Origin of the sequence: Labrenzia sp. PO1, from assembly GCF_012273635.1 — a bacterium.
Classification (GTDB): domain Bacteria; phylum Pseudomonadota; class Alphaproteobacteria; order Rhizobiales; family Stappiaceae; genus Roseibium; species Roseibium algicola.
Window position 1 is genome coordinate 408,173 of record NZ_JAAXCR010000004.1, and the last position, 18,785, is coordinate 426,957.

An 18,785-nucleotide genomic window follows, 5' to 3' on the forward strand; every position below is an offset into this window, starting at 1 on the left:
GTCTACCGGTTCACCGGAAATAGCCTTGCTGATCAAAGGAGGCACGACCGAAGCCGGCAAACGTCCTTTGATCAGCTATTTCCTGTGCGCACGTTGGCCGCTACAGCAGCTGACCGCATTTTGCGCTAGAGATTTCGCAGGACAGGTGCGGGCTTTTCACCCAGCACTCGCCATGTGCCGATGAGGCCGAAACCCACCGTCAGCATCAGCGCGATGAGCGCGGCACCTGCTGCGGTCACCGGCATCATCACGAACGACCCATCCATGATCTGCGTTATCACGTACCAGGCGGCGACCCCTCCGGCCAGCAGGGCGAACACCGCCGTTGCAAGGCCCAGAATGGCGTATTCGAGTGCATAGGCGAAGATCAGGCGAGCCCGCGTCGCACCAATGGTTTTCAGAATGACCGCATCGTAGATCCGGCTGCGATGACCGGCGGCAAGTGCACCTGCCAGAACCAGAACGCTGGCGATCAGCGTGATCGAGCTTGCGCCGCGGATGGCCCAGGCAAGCTGTGCCACCAGATCGTTGACCTGAGAGATCGCGTCCTTCACCCGGATTGCCGTCACTGTCGGAAAGGCGTTCGAGACAGTCTTCAACAAGGCAAGTTCCGTCTCTTCCGGCACATCGTCGTCCCAGCCAAGGGTCATCAGATGGGCATGCGGGGCACCGGCAAAAGTGTTCGGAGAAAACACCATTACGAAATTGATCGCGAGGGACTGCCATTCCACCGTACGCGTGTTGGCAATTTCCGCCGTGATTTCCCTGCCGAGCACATTGACCGTGATCCGGTCTCCGATCTTGAGGCCGAGATCGGTGGCGGCCTCTTCATCGAAGGACACCAGCGGAATGCCTGTGTAGTCCTCCGGCCACCAGGAGCCTTCTTCCAGCTTCGAGTTCTTGGGCAGACTTGCGTCATAGGTAATGCCGCGGTCACCCCGCAGCACCCAGCCGGAGCCTTCCTGGGCGGGGACGAACTTGTCGGCTGCAATACCGTTCAGCGAGACAATGCGTCCGCGCAGCATCGGGACGCTTTGCAGGTTGGCGTCGGATGCTTCAGCATTCAGCAAGGCCTCGAAGGCATCGCGTTCATGGCTCTGGATATCGATGAAGAAGAAGCTCGGAGCCTTGTCGGCAATGGTTGCGGTCAGCTCGCGCCGCAGGTTTCCGTCGATGAGGGCAAGCGCGACCAGCAGCGACAGGCCAAGTCCCAGCGACAATACGACTGACGGGGTCAGCGCTCCGGGGCGGTGAATGTTTGCAATCGCCAGCCTGAGCTCGGTCGAGCGGACACTGGGCAGGCGCCTGGCTATGGCCATGATCGCGCGTGCGACCAGCACCAGCAATACGAACGCACCGGCGGACGCGGCGATGTAGGTGCCGGCCATGCGCTGGTCGTGGGCAAGCAGAATGGCGATGGCGGCAAGGGCAAGCACTGTTGCCGCGGTAGCAAACAGATAGCGTTTGCGCGGCAGCTTGGCGCCACCGGTCACGATATCCCGGAAAAGGGCCGTCGGCGGTACGTCATGAGCCCGCCCCAACGGCCAGATTGCAAAGGCGAGAGCGGTCAGGAGGCCGTAGACGAGGCCAAGGGCAAGCTCGGTCGGATAGATGCTGGCCGCGAGCTTGACCGGTAGAACCGGCGCCAGTGCGGCAGCGGCGGCAAAGGGGATCAGGGCACCCAGCACAAGGCCGACGACGATGCCGAGCAGCGCAAGCACCAGCATCTGAACCAGATAGATCTTGAAGACGAAGCCGCCCGTCGAGCCCAGGCACTTGAAGCTGGCGATAACCTCGCGCTTGGTTTCCAGATAGGCGCGGATGGCATTGGCCACGCCAACACCCCCAACCACCAGCGCGGTGAGGCCGACCAGTGTCAGGAATTGTGCGAAGCGATCAATGCTGCGTTGAAGGCCTGGGGACGCATTGGCGCGGGAGCGGATACGCCATCCCGCGTCCGGCTGGGCGGATTTGGCCTCTTCGACGATCCCTTCCATTGCTTCCAGGTTGGGAGCCGGCGCCATTCGAACGCGGTAATGCCAGCGCACTAGGCTGCCGGGCTGGATCAGGCCGGTTTCAGGCAGGGCGGCATCGGAAATCAGAAGGCGTGGACCGAATTCCATGCCCCCGGCCAGTTTGTCCGGTTCGTTGGCAATGGTGTCGGCAATTCGGATAGTTGCTCGTCCGAGGGACAGCGTATCGCCAACATTCGCACCAAGCCGCGCGAGAAGAGAAGGGTCCACAACGGCGCCCCAAGTCCCGTCTTTCCGGGCCAGGGCCGTTTCCAGGGCCTCTCCGGAGGCAAGTTCAAATGTACCGTAAAGGGGATAGGGACCGTCGACGGCTTTCAGCTCTACCAATGCCTGATCGCCGGTCTCAGGTCTTCTTGCCATTGCCCGTGTGGTCGCAACGCGGGATAGGTCACCAAGGCCGCTCAGATAGGCAAGTTGATCGGCGTCGGCCTGCCGGTGGATCAGGGAAAAATCGAGATCACCGCCCAGGATGGACTGACCTTCGCGCGAAATCCCTTCTGTAAGAGCCCGTGAGACAGACGTGACGCCTGCGATTGCCGCTACGCCGAGCGCGATACAGGCAATGAAAATGTAAAAGCCCTTGAGGCCGCCGCGCAGTTCACGAAAGGCGAACCGGGCAGCAAGGCGCATCGTCTGGTGGTTTGCCGGTGTGCTGCCCGGGACAAACGCGTTCATGCAGACACCTCGCGGCGGGCGCGGTCAGACGTTTCTTCTTCGATTTCTCCGGAGCGAACGCGGATCATGCGGTCGCAGCGGGCGGCAAGGCTCGGGTCGTGGGTGACCAGAACCAGCGTCGTGCCCCGGTTCTTCTGGGCGGTGAACATCAGGTCGACAATCTGTGCGCCGGTGCTTTCATCTAGGTTGCCAGTCGGTTCGTCTGCGATCAGGATCGCGGGTTCGACGACCAGCGCTCTTGCCACGGCGACACGCTGCTGTTCGCCGCCGGACAGTTGCGCCGGGTAGTGGTGCATGCGGTGTCCGAGCCCGACGGCATCCAGCTCCGCCTTGGCCTTGTCGAAGGCGGCGGTATCCCCAGCAAGTTCCAGCGGCACGGCCACGTTTTCCAGCGCGGTCATGTTGGGAACAAGGTGAAACGACTGGAAAATGATGCCGACATTGCGGCCGCGAAACCGGGCCAGCTGGTCTTCGGACAGCGGGCCGAGTTCGGATCCGGCCACGTTGACCGAGCCTTCATCGGCGCGTTCCAGCCCCGCCATGACCATCAGCAATGTCGATTTTCCGGACCCTGACGGGCCGACAAGGCCGACGGAGACCCCCTTCTCGATCTGAAGGTCGATCCCCTTCAGGATATGCACCCGCCCGGCGCCTTCGCCGAGGGTCAGGTGGACGTCTTTCAGGGCGATCGCGGGCGAATTTGTCATTCTCTGGCCTTTACAATGGACGTGTGATCGTCTTCCTGACAGTCACAAGCCCTCGACAATTGGACGCTCTGCGACCATATGGGCCTGTTGAAGAGCGTCTTCCAGTCCCAAAAGAGTGTTCACGTGAACCGGTTTATTGCCTGCCTGACGATAATCATCCTGTCTTTCCTGCCAATGGCCGCCCAGTCGGCCGATCTGAAACTGGTGGTGCTGGGGGACAGTCTGTCCGCCGGCTATCAGCTGTCAGCAGGAGAGGGCTTCACGGATCAGCTCCAGAAAGCGCTTGATGCGAAGGGGCAATCGGTCGAGGTCGTCAATGCCGGCGTGTCTGGCGACACGTCAAGCGGCGGGCTGTCGCGGCTGGACTGGTCGGTGGGACCGGACACCAATGCCGTCATCGTGGAGCTAGGAGCAAACGACGCGTTGCGAGGGATCTCTCCAGAGCTGACGCGCAAGAATATCGATGAAATCGTCCGACGCCTGACGGAACGCGGGGTTGCCGTGCTTGTCGCGGGCATGCTGGCTCCGCGCAATCTTGGGCCGGAATATGCCGAGGCATTCGATCCGATCTACTCCGATGTTGCCAAGGCGCACGATGCGTTGTTTTATCCCTTCTTCCTCGAGGGTGCCGCCCTCAATCCCGATCTCAACCTTTCCGACGGTATGCATCCCAACGCCAAAGGGGTGGAAGTCATCGTCGAAAACATTCTGCCGAAAGTGGAAGAGCTTTTGGCCAAAGCCCGATCCTAGGGGCTTTGCTCTGGACCTGGGGTGGAAGCCTATCCGGCTTCCGGGACGCCCCGTTTTCAAAATTTGAAGGATAGTCTTATGGAAAAGCGCCGTCTTGGCCGCACGGATATACAGGTCAGCGCCCTTTGCCTCGGTACCATGACCTTCGGGGAGCAGAACTCCGAGGCGGAAGGTCACGCCCAGATGGACCACGCCGTTGAAAAAGGCATCAATTTCTTTGACGCGGCAGAGCTCTATCCGATCCCGCCGAAGAAAGAGACCCAGGGCCGCACCGAACGCATCATCGGTACCTGGTTCAAGAAAACCGGCATGCGGGACAAGATCGTCATGGCCACCAAGGTGGTCGGGCGGACCGACATGGACTGGTTCCGTGAAAACGGTGCGAAGGCGAAACTGGTTCGCGAAGAGATCGAATTTGCGGTCGACCGCAGCCTGAAGAACCTGGAAACAGACTATATCGACCTCTACCAGATCCACTGGCCGGACCGGAACGTCGGCGGCTTCGGTTCAAACCCGACGCGCTGGGCGGATGTCGAACCGGCTGCGGACGAAAACAGCATCCAGTCGACGCTGGAAATCCTTGGGGATCTGGTCAAGGCCGGCAAAATCCGTCACGTCGGTGTCTCCAACGAAAGTGCCTGGGGCACGATGCGCTACGTCGCCGCGTCCGAGATGTATGACGTGCCGCGGGTGGTCTCGATCCAGAACGCCTATTCCCTGGTCAACCGGACCTTCGAAACCGGCCTTGCGGAAGTTGCCCGCCGGGAAGATGTCGGTCTTCTGGGATATTCGGCACTGGCCCAGGGATATCTGACGGGCAAATACCGCAATGGCGCCCTTCCGGCAGGTGCCCGCAAGACGCTGTTCAACCGCCTGCAGCGCTATGAGCACCCGCGCGCCATCGAGGCGGTCGATGCCTATCTGGACCTGGCGCAGGAGGCGGGACTTGATCCGTCGCAGATGGCACTTGCCTTTGCCATGTCGCGGTCTTTCATGACATCGGTCATCCTGGGTGCGACGACCATTGAGCAGCTGGATACCGACATCGGAGCTGCGGACGTTACGCTGAGTGCCGATGTTCTGGAGAAAATCGATGCGCTGCATCAGGAATTCGGCAATCCGGCGCCGTAACGGGTGTAACTTCCTGATCGATAAATCTTTTTAGAGAATCATCTGCAGATCGGAGGCCGGGCTGGTTATGAACCAGCCCGGTTTTCATTTGAGTGCGGCGCCGAATTTTTGAACGCGCTCAAAAACTTAGCTTTTTGTCTTGCGATTTTCATGAAGTTGATTCCTCATGGGATTCATCAGCGACAGCGGAGGGAACACCCATGCCGCGCCTATTTACAGGCCTTGAGATTCCGTCCCAGACGGCACTCATGCTTTCGATGCTCCGGGGAGGCCTTCGGGGCGCCCGCTGGATTGATCCGGAGAACTACCACATCACCTTGCGCTTCATTGGCGACATCGACGACCGTACGGCCGACGAGATCGCCGCCGCGCTTGATCGTGTCCGCAGGGATCCGGTGGAAATCCGCCTCAACGGACTTGGTTCTTTCGGCAACGGCAAGCCGCATGCGGTCTGGGCCCGGGTTGAGCCGACCGCTCAACTTGCCGAATTGCAGGCGGAGCAGGAACGCATCATCCAGCGTCTGCATCTGCCGGCCGAGCGGCGCAAGTATGTTCCGCATGTCACCCTTGCCCGTTGCAGGACCTCGACCAACGAGGACGTGGCCAAGTGGCTGAGCGAGCGCGGCAACTTTCAGGCGCAGCCCTTCATTGCCGGACGTTTTGTGCTGTTCTCGGCGAAATCAAGTGTCGGTGGCGGCCCCTATCTGGTGGAAGAGGCCTATCCGCTGGCCGCGTGACGCCCGCATTCTGATGGCGTGCAGCGAGACCACAGGATTTGCGTATCGGCAGAATGAACCCAAGCCTTTGCCGGTTTGGGGTCATTTTTGGCTGAAACCCTGAAAAAGATTGCACCGACCCGACGCGAAAAAATGACGCACACTGGCGTCCGCGCTCCTTTCGTGATGGTCAAAAGTGACAGGAGGGGGCCGAGAAACTGTGCGGTTTTTGGGCAGGCCGGAATTCCAGGGCAGTGAAAAAGGCTGTTTTGCCTAAATAATAAGTTGATTGAATTCTCTGAATGATTGAGTGCGTAGAAGTATAAACCTCTGGTTTAGAAGATTAGTCGGCTCAGTATTCAAGTTGCGTAAAGGAAAATTAATGGCTTGAGCGTTTTCTGGGCACACTGTGCAAGGCTCGACAAGAGCTGCCCCAAAAAAACGAGACCATTATGAAGTTCTTTGCAGATCTGCCCATCGCGGTGCGTGTCGGAGCGCTGTCCGCAATCGCCGTGGTTGCCATTGGCGTATTGCTTGGCACGGCGCTTTACAGCCAGCAAATCGTGTCGCACGAAATCGACAATCTGGCTGAATATTCGCAAATGGACTTCAAAGTGTCGCAGGTTCAGGCTCATGCGCAGAACATGCAGCGCAGCCAGAAGGACTTTCTTTTGAACAAGGACATGGCCTTTGTCGAGGAATACAAAGCCGAGTTCGAGAAAGCCCAGAGCAACCTGAACGATGTCGATACGAAGCCGCAATCGGCTTCCATCAAGGATAACATCGCCAAGCTTCGCGATGTTCTTGACCAGCACAAGGCAAAGTTCGACGCTTTGACCAGTGAGCTTACCCGAATGGGGCTTGATGAAAGCACCGGGCTGCAGGGGTCTCTGCGCACTGCCGTGCATGACGTGGAAAGCAAGCTGGATGCCGCCAATCTGGATGCCTTGACCGTCAAGATGCTGATGATGCGCCGTCATGAAAAAGATTTCATGCTGCGCGGTGACGAGAAATATATCGGCAGGATCAGCGAACGGCGGGCTGAATTCGCAGATCTGCTGCCGAAAAGCGGGTTGCCCGACGCCGAACAGGCTGAAATCGGCAAGCTGCTGGATACCTATCAGGCCTCCTTCCAGGCTTATGCCGAATTGTCCCTGAAGATTGCTGCCGATCTGGCCGAGATCGAGGCAATCTACGCCCAGGTCGCTCCGGAATGGGCGGTGATGTCTGAAGCTGCCTATGCGGGCAAGCTGGCCGCCGGGGAAACGCTGGACACTGCCCAGGCCTTCTCCAAAACAACATTCCTGACCGTCTCCGCCATCGCGCTGGTGCTGTCCATCGGGCTTGGCTGGCTGATCGGCCGCAGCATTACCAGGCCCGTGAAAACGCTCACCGGAACCATGGGAACGCTCGCTGGCGGATCCATCGACATCGACGTCCAGTACACCGACCGCAAGAGCGAGATCGGCAGCATGGCCCGCGCCGTGGAAGTTTTCCGCGCCAATGCCGTCCGGACCCGCGAACTGGAAGCGGAACAGAAGGAACAGGCAGCAAGAACCGCCGCCGAACAAAAGCGGATGATGATGGAGCTTGCCGATAGTTTCGAAAGCTCCGTTGGTGAAATCGTCCAGGCGGTATCGTCCTCGTCGTCCCAGCTGGAATCGAGCGCAAGTTCCATGAGCGCCACCGCCGAGCAGACCCAGCATCAATCCTCGAACGTTGCCGCGGCAGCCGAGCAGGCATCCGCCAACGTTCAGACCGTTGCCTCCGCAGCCGAAGAGCTGTCGTCGACGGTTTCTGAAATTTCCCGACAGGTCGCGCAGTCTTCAAATGTTGCTGCCACGGCAACGGCGGAAGCCAAGAAGACCAACGACCAGGTGCAGGGACTTGCCGAAGCCGCTTCGCGGATCGGTGAAGTGGTGAAGCTCATTTCCGATATCGCCGAGCAGACCAATCTTCTGGCACTCAATGCCACCATTGAAGCGGCCCGTGCGGGTGAGGCCGGCAAGGGATTTGCCGTCGTTGCGTCGGAAGTGAAGGAACTGGCCAGCCAGACGACCAAGGCGACCGAGGAAATCTCCCAGCAGATTTCCGGTGTCCAGTCGGCGACTCGTGACGCGGTCTCTGCCATCGACGGCATCACCAAGACGATCTTCGAGATCAATGAGATTGCCGGCGGGATCGCGGCGGCTGTCGAAGAGCAGGGCGCGGCAACCACCGAGATCGCGCGCAATGTGCACGAAGCTTCCACCGGTACACGCGATGTGACCCGCAACATCAGCAGCGTCAGCGAAGCAGCCACCCAGTCGGGGCATGCGGCGGAAGAGCTGCAGGCGGCGTCCGGCACGCTTGCGAGCAATGCCCGGGCGCTTCAGGCGGAGGTCGACGGCTTCCTGGCACGCGTACGCGCCGGCTGAGATCAGGTGCCCAGCAGGCCGGCATAAACACCGAGCGTGCGGGCGCACATGGTTTCGACCGAGAAATTCTGGCGGACATGGGCGAGAGCCCGGTCCGCCATTTTGTTTTTCTCGTCCACGTCCTGGCCCAACACACGGACAATGGCATCCGCCAGAGCCTGAGGGTCGCCCGGTGCCACCCGCCAGCCGGTGCGTTCGCTTTCGGCCGCATCGGGCGGGGAGAGGACGGTTTCAGGTACCGCCCCGAGGTTGGAGACGATTACAGGCACCCTTGCGGCCTGTGCTTCAACTGCCGCCCGGCCGAAGGCTTCCGGTTCGACAGAAGCAACAATCGCAATATCGGCCAATGCCATCGCAGCGGGAACGTCGGCGCAGTGACCGACGATCCGGACCTTGTCCTGCAGGCCGTTGTCGGCAATCAGCTTCTTCAACTCCGCCAGATATCCGTCACGCCCCTGGGCATCGCCCGCCAGAATGGCGATCGGGTCGGAAGGTAGCCTGTCTTGCAGAAGCGCCATCGCCTCGATCACGACGCGCTGTCCCTTCCAGGCAGTCAGCCGGGCCATGTTGAGGAGTATCGGCCGTCCCATCGGGATGCCCCACTGGTCCTTCAATGCCTGCAGCCGCAGAGCGCTGACATTGTCGGGTAGCAGGCCTTTCAGATCTGATCCGCGCTGGATGACGGTGATCTTGCCTTTTGCGAACGGGTGCCGGTCTTCGATCAGCCCGCATATGAAATGCGAATTGGCAATCACCGCATCCCCCCGTGCCATGACCGAATTGTACCAGCTCTTCAGTGCATTCGACTGGTTATAGGTGCCGTGGTAGGTGGTCACGAAAGGGGTTCTGGTGCGCCGTGCGGCCCAAAGGCACGACCATGCCGGGGCCCGGCTGCGAGCGTGAAGCAGGCTGACCTTGCGTGTGGTCACGATGTCCGCCAGCCTGGCTGCATTCTTCCAGAGGGTTGCCGGGTTCTTCGACTTGACGGGCAGCACAATGTGCTCCGCGCCAAGGGCTTCCAGTTCCGGCACCATCTGGCCGCCCTGGCTTGCAACGAGAGCCTTTCCACCGGCTTCCACCACCGCTTTGGCAACGTCCAGCGTCGTGCGCTCGGCGCCACCGGAGTTGAGATCCGGGATCACTTGCAAAATCGTGGTCTCAGAAGGCAGATGAACCAAATCGGATCTCCGGTGAACTGGTCAAGGCGGGGCGTCTGTGCCAAATGGCATAAACAGAAAACATCTATCAGAACGAGAGCCTTAATATGGGTGATTCCGAACCGCAATTCATCCAGATCGGAAAAAACGACGCGAAACGCCGGATTGCCGTGCGGAATGCGCCGGGTTCCGGGGCAAGTTCGTTACCCGGCATCTTGTGGTTGTCCGGGTTCAAGTCGGACATGTCCGGGACAAAAGCCGAGGCATTGGCCGAGGAGGGGGCACGAAACGGGCAGGGTGTGGTGCGGTTCGACTATTCCGGCCATGGCCTGTCGGAGGGTGATTTCGAAGATGCCTGTGTTTCCGACTGGCTGGAGGAAGCGCTTGCCGTTTTCGATGCTTGTTGCCCGGGCGAAACCGTGTTGGTCGGCTCCTCCATGGGCGGGTGGCTCGCCTTGTTGCTGGCGCTCGCCCGCAAGGACACTGGCCGTATCAAGGGGCTGGTTCTGATTGCTCCCGCGGTTGATTTTACCGAAGAGCTGATGTGGAAGCAGCGCTTCAGCGATGAGATCCGTGCCGCTATTCTTGCCGATGGCCGCTGGGAGCAGCCTTCAGCCTATAGCGATGCGCCCTATGTGATCACGCGCAAGCTGATCGAAGATGGCCGCAATCACCTACTTTTCGGGACGCCGCTTCATCTCGGTGCTCCCGTTACGATCCTGCAGGGCGCGCAGGACCCGGATGTGCCGGAAAGTCATGCACGCCGCCTGGTTGAGGCCTTGCCGCTGGACGATGTCACTTTTTCGCTGGTGCCGGATGGCGATCATCGTCTGTCCCGGCCGGAGGACATCGATCTTCTGTTGCGGGCCGTTGCGGACATGTCGGCCCGATAGGGGCCGCACCCTAGACCGGCAGGGCTTCCCGGCCCTGTTTTTTCACCTTGTACCAAGCCCAGAAGAGACGGGCGGCGACAGCACGGTGCGGTGCCCAGGCCTCGGCGATGACGTCGAGCTCTTTTGGTGCCGGACGTTCTGCCAAGCCGAGGGACTCCTGAACCGCGACTTGCAAGGCCAGGTCACCGCTCGGGAAGACATCAGGATGTCCCGCGCAGAACAGCAGGAAGATATCCGCGGTCCAGCGGCCGATGCCCTTTATCTCGCATAATGCGCGGTGGGCTTCATCCGCCGGCGCCTGTGCCAGATGAGCAAGGTCGAGACCATTGCCGCAAGCTTCCGTCAGCGCGCGCAAGGTCCGGATTTTCGGTCGGGACAGGCCGGCGCCTGCCAGTTCCTCGTCGGTGAAGGTTGCCAGGTTTTCTGCCGTCAGCGGCGCAATCAGCATCTGAAGGCGTGCGAAGATGGCAGCCGCGCTGGCAACCGACACCTGCTGTCCGGTGACAATCTGTGCAAGACCTTCAAAATCGGCCTCGCGTCGGCGCAAGGGGATCGGACCTGCTGTTCCTGCAATTTCCTGCAGGCGCGGGTCGAGACGGATCAGCGCCTTGAGACCGGCTTCGATGTCTTCTTCGGTGGCAATCGGGGTCATGTCGGCGGGGCTTGTCCGGATATGTCTTGAACTGCCGGGCGATACTGTCTCTTGCGCGGCGGCTGGGGAATGATAGGTAGGACTTCACTCATCAGCCCGCTCCGCGTCAACAGCCTTTGCCGATCTCATGACCCAGCCCGTATTCCGCTTTGCTCCTTCACCCAATGGGCACTTGCATCTGGGGCATGCGCTTTCGGCTCTCCTGAATGCGCGTGCAGCTGTTGCGCTCAGTGGCCGGTTTCTCGTGCGGGTGGAAGACATCGACCAAACCCGGTGCACGCCCGACCTGGAACGGGAGATGTTCGAGGATCTCGCCTGGTTGGGCGTGCCGCTCGATGAGCCCGTGTTGCGCCAATCGGAAAATTTTCCGCAATACCGGGCAGCCCTGGAAAAGTTGCAGGACATGGGCCTGGTTTATCCCGCCTATCTGACCCGTGCTGAAATCAAGGCGTTCGTTTCTGCCAAGGAAGCTAATGGAAAAAGCTGGCCGCGGGATCCTGACGGTGCGCCGCTTTATCCTGGCGATGCTGCGGTTCTTTCGGCGGAAGAGCTCAAGAGCCGGGCGGCCAGCGATGCGCCGTTCTCATTGCGTCTCGACATGCAGCGCGCCCTCGCGGAGATCGGAAGGGCGCTGTCGTGGCAGGAAACGGGGGCGGAAGGCGAAAGCCTGTTTGCCGAACCTGTCGCGGTGCCTGTCGAGGCGGCTGCGTGGGGTGATGTGATCCTTGCCCGCAAGGACACGCCGACGAGCTATCATCTGTCGGTGGTGGTCGATGATGCCAGGCAGGGCATCACCGATGTGCTGCGCGGACAGGACCTTTATCACGCAACCAGCGTGCACAGGGTCCTGCAGGAACTGCTCGGCCTGCCGTCACCAGTCTACCGGCATCATAGGCTCGTCCTGGGGGCGGACGGGCGCAAGCTCTCGAAATCCAGCAAGGACACCAGTCTCCGGTCGTTGCGTGAGGCCGGCATGACCCATGCCGAATTGCGCAAGAGGATCGGGCTCTAGCGCGTTCAGGGATTAGCGCAGGCTCATGCCGAACCAATGATCCAGGAACCAGATCCACAAGCTGGCTGTAACGATGGCGCAGAGCGTGGTCATGGTAATCGCATTTGCGGACATAGAATGGCCAGTGCCGTAGCGGTTGGCGAAAATATAGGCGTTCACACCTGTCGGGCAGCTGGCCGTCAAGGTCGCAACGGCTGTCCACAGAGGCGGCAGATGGAACACGAAAGCCCCGAAACTAAAAACGACGATCGGCATAAGCAGCATCTTGATGATGCTGAGGATCAGTCCTGGCACGATATTGCCGCGCATGCCGTATTGCACGAGGCTCATGCCCAGTGACAGCAGTGACAGAGGCAATGCCGTGGCAGCGATGCGGCTGATAACGTCGAGACCGATCTCCGGCAGTTCCAGGCCTGTCTGCCGCCAGACAAAGGCGGCGACGATGGTGACGACGAGGGGGTTCTTCACCAGGCTTTTTCCGGCTCCCATCAACAGTTGGGAAATGGGAGGTGAGGCCGTGCCGTTGTCGATCGCAGCTGCCCGCTCCATCATCACCGCCATCAGCACTGTCATCGTGGCCAGGTGGATCGAGATGATCAGCAGCAGCGGGGCCAGGCCTTCGTCGCCGTATACCGAGGCGACCAGCGGCAGGCCGACCAGAATCGTGTTGGCGAAGGCGGCGGATATCCCGCCGATCGCGCTTGCCCGGGCATCGCGGCCGAAACCCTTGCGAATGATCAGCGATCCGAGCAGCCAGGCAAAGCCGACGCCGATAAAGTAGGTTGCCCAGAGCGCCAGCGGAACACCCGCGCTGAGGTCAGCGCCGATCAGCGATCGGAAGATCAGCACCGGGATCGCCACGATATAGACGAACTGCCCGAGTGCTTCGCTGATGCTCTGGTTCAGAATGCGGGTTTTGGCGAGACAGTAGCCAATGCCGATCAGCAGGAAAACCGGGGCGACGATCGTAAGTGTTTGAGCAAGCATCTATGCGGCAGCCCAAAGGCTGTTTCCGGTTGATTTGGGACTGGGTGCAGGTGGATGCCGGTCTGGATGGACAGCGGCCACACGGCAAGGTAAGCAGAATTTCGACCAACTTGGCTTTTTGGCGCGTGTCTGGCAAGCCCGGTTGAGACCCATTCAGGCGAAGGATCTCCGGCCGCATGGCAAATCATGACGAGGACAGCGTCAAACTTGCGCTTCTGGCCCACGATCTCAGAACGCCGCTTGCCGCCATGCGCCTGACGGCGGAGCTGATCGGCACCGGTCCGCTGAACGGGACACAGAAGGATCAACTGTCGATCCTCATTCGCTCCATCGATGCACTTACGCAGATGACGGGCGAGCTTGTCACGGCTGCCGAACCGGGATCGCAAGCGGAAACAAGACCCAGTCGGATCGCAGATGTCGTTTCGGAAATCGCCGACCTCTTCCAGGTCGCGGCCGAAGCAAAAAACCTGACCTTGACGCTGAAAACAGACGACGAGGCCCGCGAGGCGGTGACATCAAGTGGTGGGACACTGCGCCGTGTGATCACGACATTGCTGGACAATGCCGTCAAATACACTGCTGAGGGCGGGGTCACGGTCGAGGTTCGCGCAGCCGGCCTCAAATCGGAGGATGCATCCGGTCAGGGCAATCCTTCCTCCATCCTGATTTCCGTTGCAGACAGCGGCCCCGGCATCGAGCCTGAAGAAGGTGCACGGCTGTTCCGGCCCTTCGTCCGGGGCCGGCACGGCCGGGAAACCGCGCCTGGAACGGGTCTTGGTCTTTGGGGGACGGCGCAGTTCGTCCGGGACATGAATGGCCGGTTGACACTGGCGCGTTCCGAGACCGGCGGCAGCCGGTTCAATGTGGAAATTCCGCTCGGTGAGGGCGACGACGGCCTGTTGCAGGCCGAGGCAGACCAGCATGGAACGTCGGAAACATCCGAAGATGCGTCTGTCACCGGGCCCTTGTCGGCGCATGTGCTTATTGTTGATGACAACGAGACCAATTGCCGTCTGCTGGCAGCGCTGCTGGAATCCTTCGGCATTTCGTCGGAGGCCGCCAGATCGGGCGAGCAGGCTGTCGGCCTCGTTCAAAAGAGCGACTTCGATGCCGCTTTGCTCGATCTGCACATGCCCGGCATGAGCGGTGTCGAAACGGCCGAGGCTCTCGGCTCTCTGCGACCGGACCTGCCGCTGATCGCCGTGACGGCGGCTCTGGAGTCTGTTGGCGACACGCGTTTGCGGGATGCGGGGTTCCGGGAAATCCTGACAAAACCCCTGTCACCTGCCGCCCTTTTCGAGGCGATGAAACTGGCGAGCGGACGCAAAGCGGGCTGAGGGCCACACCTTACGGCCTCTATGCTGTCAGGGCTGTTTCATCTCGGCGCAGGGTCAGAACCTCGACGCCATCGGCGGTAACGGCGACCGTATGTTCGAACTGCGCTGACAGCTTGCCGTCTTTGGTCACAACCTTCCAGCCGTCCTCTTCGGTTGAAACTCGGCTGGTGCCCTGGTTGATCATCGGCTCGACGGTGAAGACCATGCCTTCGCGCAATCTCATGCCCGTACCGCGCCGTCCGAAATTCAGTACGTTGGGCTCCTCGTGCATTTCACGGCCGATGCCGTGCCCGCAATAGTCGCGCACCACCGAGTAGCCGTTCTTCTTGGCGTGTTTTTCGATTGCATGGCCGATATCGCCCAGATAGGCGCCCGGCTTTACCTGCTCGATCCCTTTCCACATCGCTTTCTGGGCAACACGCACCAGCCGCCTTGCGGCCGCACTGGCGTTTCCGACGACATAGGTCTTGCTGGAATCGGCAATGAAGCCGTCCTTTTCGAGCGTGATATCCAGATTGATGATGTCGCCGTCGCGGATGATCTCGTTCCGGTCCGGAATGCCGTGGCAGACGACCTGGTTGATTGAGCAATTCAGCACAAATTCAAAGCCGTATTGCCCCTTGCTGGCCGGACGGGCGGCAAGGTCCTCGGTTATGAAACGCTCCACCATGTCGTTGACAGCGAGTGTCGACATTCCGGCAAGGTCAACACCATCGAGCATCTCGAAGACGGAGGCGAGCAACCTGCCCGAGTTGCGCATGAGTTCCAGTTCTTCCGGGGTCTTGACCATGTCAGGCAACCGCCGCATCTGCCGAGGGAGCCTGCGCTGCTTCGAGCTGCATCTTGATGATGTCGCTGAAGGACAGGGTCGGGTTTGCCTCGGCGAGCATGCCGATCTTCATCCAGAATTCGGCCTGCGCATTGATGGAGCGGCACATGACGGTGCTGGCTCGGCGGATTTCCTCGTGCAGACCCTCGTCGATCTTGACGATGCCCATGACTGTCTCCCGAAATGGCTGGTTATATGAAACGTATATGTTTCGTATATAGCCTTCGATCTCGGGTCCCGCAAGCCGGGTTTTGAGTTGGGATGTCGGATGAATGCGAGGCGGTCTTCAGGCGTCTGTTTCAACCAGGTTTCCGGCTGCCTCGAGGGCCTGTTCCAGCCGATCGTCGCCCCAGTAGAGGTCTCCGCCTGGAATGACGAAACTCGGTGCGCCGAAGATGCCGAGTTTCTCGGCTTCGGTAACGGCTGCGCGCAGACTTATCTTGTTTTCCCGGCTGTGGGCGGTCGACAGGGCCGTCCGGGCCGGAGCGCCGATTTCCAGCAGCAGTTCGGCCATCAGGCTTTCGTCGGCGATGTTCAGCCCCTGTCCGAATTCAGCGATGAAGACCGCACGGGTAAAGGCCCCTATCCAGGGCTGGTTCTGTGCTGCGTGTGCGATCCTGGCGGCCAGCAGTGCGTCCTGGGGAAAGGGAGACGGCAAGGTGAACGGCAGGCCGTATTGTCTGCAAAGCCGTTCCATGTCGCGCCACATGTAGTGGCCCTTGGCGGGATAAAGGTTGAAGGGAGAGGTTGGCCAGCCCTGCTTCTTGAAGATCGGACCGAGCAAAAATGGCCGCCAGGCGATCTCAACGCCATAGTCGCTTGCAAGCGTTTCGATCCGCATGGCCGAGAGATAGCTGTAGGTGGATGCAAACTCGTACCAGAATTCCACCACCGGTTTCCGGTCCTGCCGCAATGACACTATATTCGTGCCGGTAGGTGCCGCAGGCGGCTGACTGTTTTTCACATTCCGCATCTCCGCAAAATCTGAACCGGCCGGTTTCAGGAAGGGATTGGATCGGGCAATTGGATGCGTTAAAGAGCAGCCATGACGCAAACCCAGCCCCAGCAGCATAATCCCAAGACCGGACTGAGCAAACTATCCATCTGGTGCATTAACCATTCGATGGTGTGCGTTGGGCTCTATATCTGCCTTGTGTCCCTGTTCTTTCTGGCCTTTCCCGGCGTCGATCTCTGGGCGAGCGGGCTTTTCCATTTTGGCGATGAGGGCTTCAAGGCCGAGAACGTCGCGTTCTTGCGCGATGTCCGTCACTTGGGACCGTTTCTTGTCCGGGTGATCGCCATCGTCTGCGTGGCGGTTCTGCTCATCAAGCTGCTGGTGCCCGGCCGTCAGCCGCTGATGCCACTGCGTCAGCCGGTGTTCCTGCTGTCGACGCTGATCCTTGGACCGGGGGTTCTGGTCAATCTGATCCTGAAAGACAACTGGGGCCGCCCGCGGCCCCGCAATGTTGAGATCTTCAGTGGGGATCTGCCGTACCAGCCGGTCTGGAAAATCTCGAACTATTGCGACAGCAACTGTTCGTTCGTGTCCGGGGAAGGGTCGGCTGCCATGTGGCTGGTGGCGGCAGTTACCTTGCTGGTGCCCGCAACCTGGCGCAAGGGCGCTCTCGTCTTTCTGATCCCGCTCGGCCTGATCCTGTCAGCCAACCGGGTGGCTTTCGGCGGGCACTTCCTGTCCGACACGCTGTTGTCCTGGGGCGTGACGCTGCTCCTGATCCTGGCGATCCACCATCTGCTTTATCGCAAGACCCCTCCGCTGGTGAGCGATCGCCAGCTTGACGAGTGGTTCACCGTGAAGGGGCGGCGCTTGCAGCGGGTGTTGCAACGGCTGGCGGTTCGGGTCCGACGGGCACTTCGCGGCATCGGTCGCGTTTTTGCCGAACGCTGACAAACACCCTACTTCTTGCGTGGTCTTGTGCGTTTCAGGATGCGGGCAAAGCGCAAGGGCGAGCGGTCTTCCACCCAGGTAATGGCATCGTTGAGCGGCGGCGTCTTGCGTCTGCGGCTGCGCAGCATGCGTGCCGCACTCCGGTTCGTGCCGACAATGACAATCATGCCGAGCGCAAGCAGGGGGACGCCGGTCGGGATCGGCAGCCAGACCGTTACCAGCCCGGCCAGGATCAGCGCGGCCGCAAGAGACCACCACAGAATTTTCATTTTGGTGCCAAGGAAGTCGTGCAGATCAGACACCCATACACCGGTGTCTGAGACGGATTTATGAACCCGTGCCCGGCAATCCCCGGCTTGTCGTGTGGTCAAGCAGCGTGCCTGACTTTGTCAGGCGCTCGTCATCAGGTCCTGAAAGAGACGTTGACCACCAGTCCGCACGAGCTGGTACACCTGTTCAAAGCCGTCCGGGCCGCCGTAGTAGGGATCGGGAACATCCTGCGGCGGTCTGTTCAAAAGCAATCGTAGCCGGGGGCTGCTCGCTCCGCCCATGCGCTTGAGGGCCGCGAGATTGTCCCTGTCCATGGCGACGATGGTGTCGAAGCGGCGGAAATCATCTGCCCGCACCTGCCGTGCCCGTTGGGCGGAGATATCGACCTCATGCCGCGAGGCTATCTCGATGGAGCGTGGGTCCGGTGGATTGCCGATGTGCCAGGCACCGGTTCCCGCGCTATCGACCACGAAACTGTCTGCCAGTCCTGCCTCCTGCACGATGTCCCGGAAGACGCCTTCCGCAAGTGGCGACCGGCAGATGTTGCCAAGGCAAACGAAGAGGACGGCGTGGGGCAAGCGGGTTATCCTTGAAACAGGCGCCAAGTGGATGCTGGCAGCCCGCCATTGGGCTGACACAGAACTGGATTAGGTGCACGGCAGGCAGACGGCTCGTTTTCGAGCCGGGCCGTTACGCAAAACAGGAGGACCAGATGGTTGAACGACTGAAGCCGGAAGACCGCGCCGCCGGATTGAACGATCTGCCGGGCTGGCACATGTGCGAAGACCGGGAGGCGATATCGAAATCCTTCAAGTTTCACAACTTCCGCGAAGCCTTTGCCTTCATGACCCAGATCGCGCTGGTGGCGGAAAAGATGAACCACCATCCCGAATGGTTCAATGTCTATCGCAGTGTCGATATCACCCTGTCGACCCATGATGTTGGCGGTCTCAGCAAACTGGACCTGCAGCTTGCGGCGGACATCGACAAGATTGCCGGCAAGATGCAGTGACACTTCAAGCCGGGTGCTGATCGTTTGCTGATCTAGCCGCCCTTGGTCAGCACGAACCGGTGGCCGCCCTCTATGCGCTCTGCTTCCAGCAGGGTATGGCCCTGCTCGTTGCAGAAATGGGGAATGTCGATTTCCGCCATCGGGTCCGTGGTCAAAACCGTCAGTTGCTCGCCGCTGGATAACCGGGTGAGGGCCTTGCGGGTCTTGAGCACGGGCAGCGGGCATTTCAGGCCCTTCAGATCGAGTGTCGTTCCGGTCGTCAACAAAGTCTCCGTTTCAGGGGCGCCGGTGGTGGGTC

At 60.3% G+C, this 18,785-nt stretch carries 20 protein-coding genes; 9 read left to right on the forward strand and 11 right to left on the reverse strand.

Features of this window, described 5'->3' with window-relative positions; genetic code table 11:
* Positions 1-125: 125 nt before the first annotated feature.
* Both HCG46_RS22035 and HCG46_RS22040 read right to left on the reverse strand, forming a co-directional pair.
* On the reverse strand, positions 126-2,708 hold the full coding sequence (locus HCG46_RS22035) for an ABC transporter permease (protein WP_209009579.1): 2,583 nt from the start codon (positions 2,706-2,708) through the stop codon (positions 126-128).
* Entirely contained in the window at positions 2,705-3,415 is a 711-nt protein-coding gene (locus HCG46_RS22040; protein WP_168687387.1) for an ABC transporter ATP-binding protein, read from the reverse strand. Before HCG46_RS22040 ends, HCG46_RS22035 begins: the two co-directional genes overlap by 4 nt.
* A gap of 123 nt (positions 3,416-3,538) precedes the next feature.
* Here HCG46_RS22040 and HCG46_RS22045 point away from each other — a divergent pair, with 123 nt between their 5' ends.
* The 4 genes from HCG46_RS22045 to HCG46_RS22060 all read left to right on the forward strand — a co-directional run bounded on the left by HCG46_RS22045 (position 3,539) and on the right by HCG46_RS22060 (position 8,429).
* Complete coding sequence (locus tag HCG46_RS22045; protein WP_228870844.1) at positions 3,539-4,165, forward strand: arylesterase; 627 nt, start codon at positions 3,539-3,541, stop codon at positions 4,163-4,165.
* A 78-nt stretch (positions 4,166-4,243) separates the two neighbouring features.
* Complete coding sequence (locus HCG46_RS22050) at positions 4,244-5,296, forward strand: NADP(H)-dependent aldo-keto reductase (RefSeq protein WP_168687388.1); 1,053 nt, start codon at positions 4,244-4,246, stop codon at positions 5,294-5,296.
* Between the two features lie 200 nt (positions 5,297-5,496).
* Positions 5,497-6,033: an RNA 2',3'-cyclic phosphodiesterase gene (gene thpR, locus HCG46_RS22055; RefSeq protein WP_023002705.1), complete on the forward strand. Its 537-nt coding sequence runs from the start codon at positions 5,497-5,499 to the stop codon at positions 6,031-6,033.
* A 431-nt stretch (positions 6,034-6,464) separates the two neighbouring features.
* Complete coding sequence (locus tag HCG46_RS22060) at positions 6,465-8,429, forward strand: methyl-accepting chemotaxis protein (protein ID WP_168687389.1); 1,965 nt, start codon at positions 6,465-6,467, stop codon at positions 8,427-8,429.
* 2 nt (positions 8,430-8,431) lie between these two features.
* Here HCG46_RS22060 and HCG46_RS22065 read toward each other — a convergent pair whose 3' ends face one another.
* Positions 8,432-9,607 carry a glycosyltransferase family 4 protein gene (locus HCG46_RS22065; RefSeq protein WP_353607844.1) on the reverse strand — a complete coding sequence of 392 codons (1,176 nt, stop codon included), beginning with the start codon at positions 9,605-9,607 and terminating at the stop codon, positions 8,432-8,434.
* Positions 9,608-9,693: 86 nt separating this feature from the next.
* Here HCG46_RS22065 and HCG46_RS22070 point away from each other — a divergent pair, with 86 nt between their 5' ends.
* A complete protein-coding gene (locus HCG46_RS22070) occupies positions 9,694-10,479 on the forward strand; it encodes an alpha/beta hydrolase (RefSeq protein WP_168687390.1) in 786 nt (261 codons plus the stop codon).
* 10 nt (positions 10,480-10,489) lie between these two features.
* On the opposite strand, the gene HCG46_RS22075 is transcribed toward HCG46_RS22070, so the two are convergent.
* Complete coding sequence (locus tag HCG46_RS22075) at positions 10,490-11,131, reverse strand: DNA-3-methyladenine glycosylase (protein ID WP_055659951.1); 642 nt, start codon at positions 11,129-11,131, stop codon at positions 10,490-10,492.
* Positions 11,132-11,258: 127 nt separating this feature from the next.
* Here HCG46_RS22075 and gluQRS point away from each other — a divergent pair, with 127 nt between their 5' ends.
* Positions 11,259-12,143, forward strand: a complete 885-nt coding sequence (gluQRS, locus tag HCG46_RS22080; RefSeq protein WP_168687391.1) for a tRNA glutamyl-Q(34) synthetase GluQRS — start codon at positions 11,259-11,261, stop codon at positions 12,141-12,143.
* Between the two features lie 12 nt (positions 12,144-12,155).
* Here gluQRS and HCG46_RS22085 read toward each other — a convergent pair whose 3' ends face one another.
* Positions 12,156-13,130, reverse strand: coding sequence for an AEC family transporter (locus tag HCG46_RS22085; RefSeq protein WP_055659947.1), 975 nt, complete (start codon positions 13,128-13,130; stop codon positions 12,156-12,158).
* Between the two features lie 176 nt (positions 13,131-13,306).
* Here HCG46_RS22085 and HCG46_RS22090 point away from each other — a divergent pair, with 176 nt between their 5' ends.
* Positions 13,307-14,470: a hybrid sensor histidine kinase/response regulator gene (locus tag HCG46_RS22090; protein ID WP_168687392.1), complete on the forward strand. Its 1,164-nt coding sequence runs from the start codon at positions 13,307-13,309 to the stop codon at positions 14,468-14,470.
* Between the two features lie 19 nt (positions 14,471-14,489).
* Here the strand turns inward: HCG46_RS22090 and map are convergent, their stop codons facing one another.
* The 3 genes from map to HCG46_RS22105 all read right to left on the reverse strand — a co-directional run bounded on the left by map (position 14,490) and on the right by HCG46_RS22105 (position 16,263).
* Entirely contained in the window at positions 14,490-15,260 is a 771-nt protein-coding gene (map, locus tag HCG46_RS22095; protein ID WP_152505264.1) for a type I methionyl aminopeptidase, read from the reverse strand.
* A 1-nt stretch (position 15,261) separates the two neighbouring features.
* A complete protein-coding gene (locus tag HCG46_RS22100; RefSeq protein WP_023002714.1) occupies positions 15,262-15,468 on the reverse strand; it encodes a ParD-like family protein in 207 nt (68 codons plus the stop codon).
* A 117-nt stretch (positions 15,469-15,585) separates the two neighbouring features.
* Positions 15,586-16,263, reverse strand: coding sequence for a 2-hydroxychromene-2-carboxylate isomerase (locus tag HCG46_RS22105; protein WP_228932301.1), 678 nt, complete (start codon positions 16,261-16,263; stop codon positions 15,586-15,588).
* Positions 16,264-16,344: 81 nt separating this feature from the next.
* Between HCG46_RS22105 and HCG46_RS22110 the strand changes: the two genes are divergently transcribed.
* A complete protein-coding gene (locus tag HCG46_RS22110) occupies positions 16,345-17,205 on the forward strand; it encodes a phosphatase PAP2 family protein (protein ID WP_209009580.1) in 861 nt (286 codons plus the stop codon).
* A gap of 8 nt (positions 17,206-17,213) precedes the next feature.
* Here HCG46_RS22110 and HCG46_RS22115 read toward each other — a convergent pair whose 3' ends face one another.
* Together HCG46_RS22115 and HCG46_RS22120 are read right to left on the reverse strand one after the other, a co-directional pair.
* Positions 17,214-17,474: a hypothetical protein gene (locus tag HCG46_RS22115; protein ID WP_023002717.1), complete on the reverse strand. Its 261-nt coding sequence runs from the start codon at positions 17,472-17,474 to the stop codon at positions 17,214-17,216.
* 120 nt (positions 17,475-17,594) lie between these two features.
* Positions 17,595-18,062: a low molecular weight protein-tyrosine-phosphatase gene (locus HCG46_RS22120; protein ID WP_353621834.1), complete on the reverse strand. Its 468-nt coding sequence runs from the start codon at positions 18,060-18,062 to the stop codon at positions 17,595-17,597.
* Between the two features lie 125 nt (positions 18,063-18,187).
* Here HCG46_RS22120 and HCG46_RS22125 point away from each other — a divergent pair, with 125 nt between their 5' ends.
* Complete coding sequence (locus HCG46_RS22125) at positions 18,188-18,487, forward strand: 4a-hydroxytetrahydrobiopterin dehydratase (RefSeq protein ID WP_023002719.1); 300 nt, start codon at positions 18,188-18,190, stop codon at positions 18,485-18,487.
* A 32-nt stretch (positions 18,488-18,519) separates the two neighbouring features.
* Here HCG46_RS22125 and HCG46_RS22130 read toward each other — a convergent pair whose 3' ends face one another.
* A complete protein-coding gene (locus tag HCG46_RS22130) occupies positions 18,520-18,753 on the reverse strand; it encodes a sulfurtransferase TusA family protein (RefSeq protein WP_055660494.1) in 234 nt (77 codons plus the stop codon).
* Between the last annotated feature and the right edge of the window lie 32 nt (positions 18,754-18,785).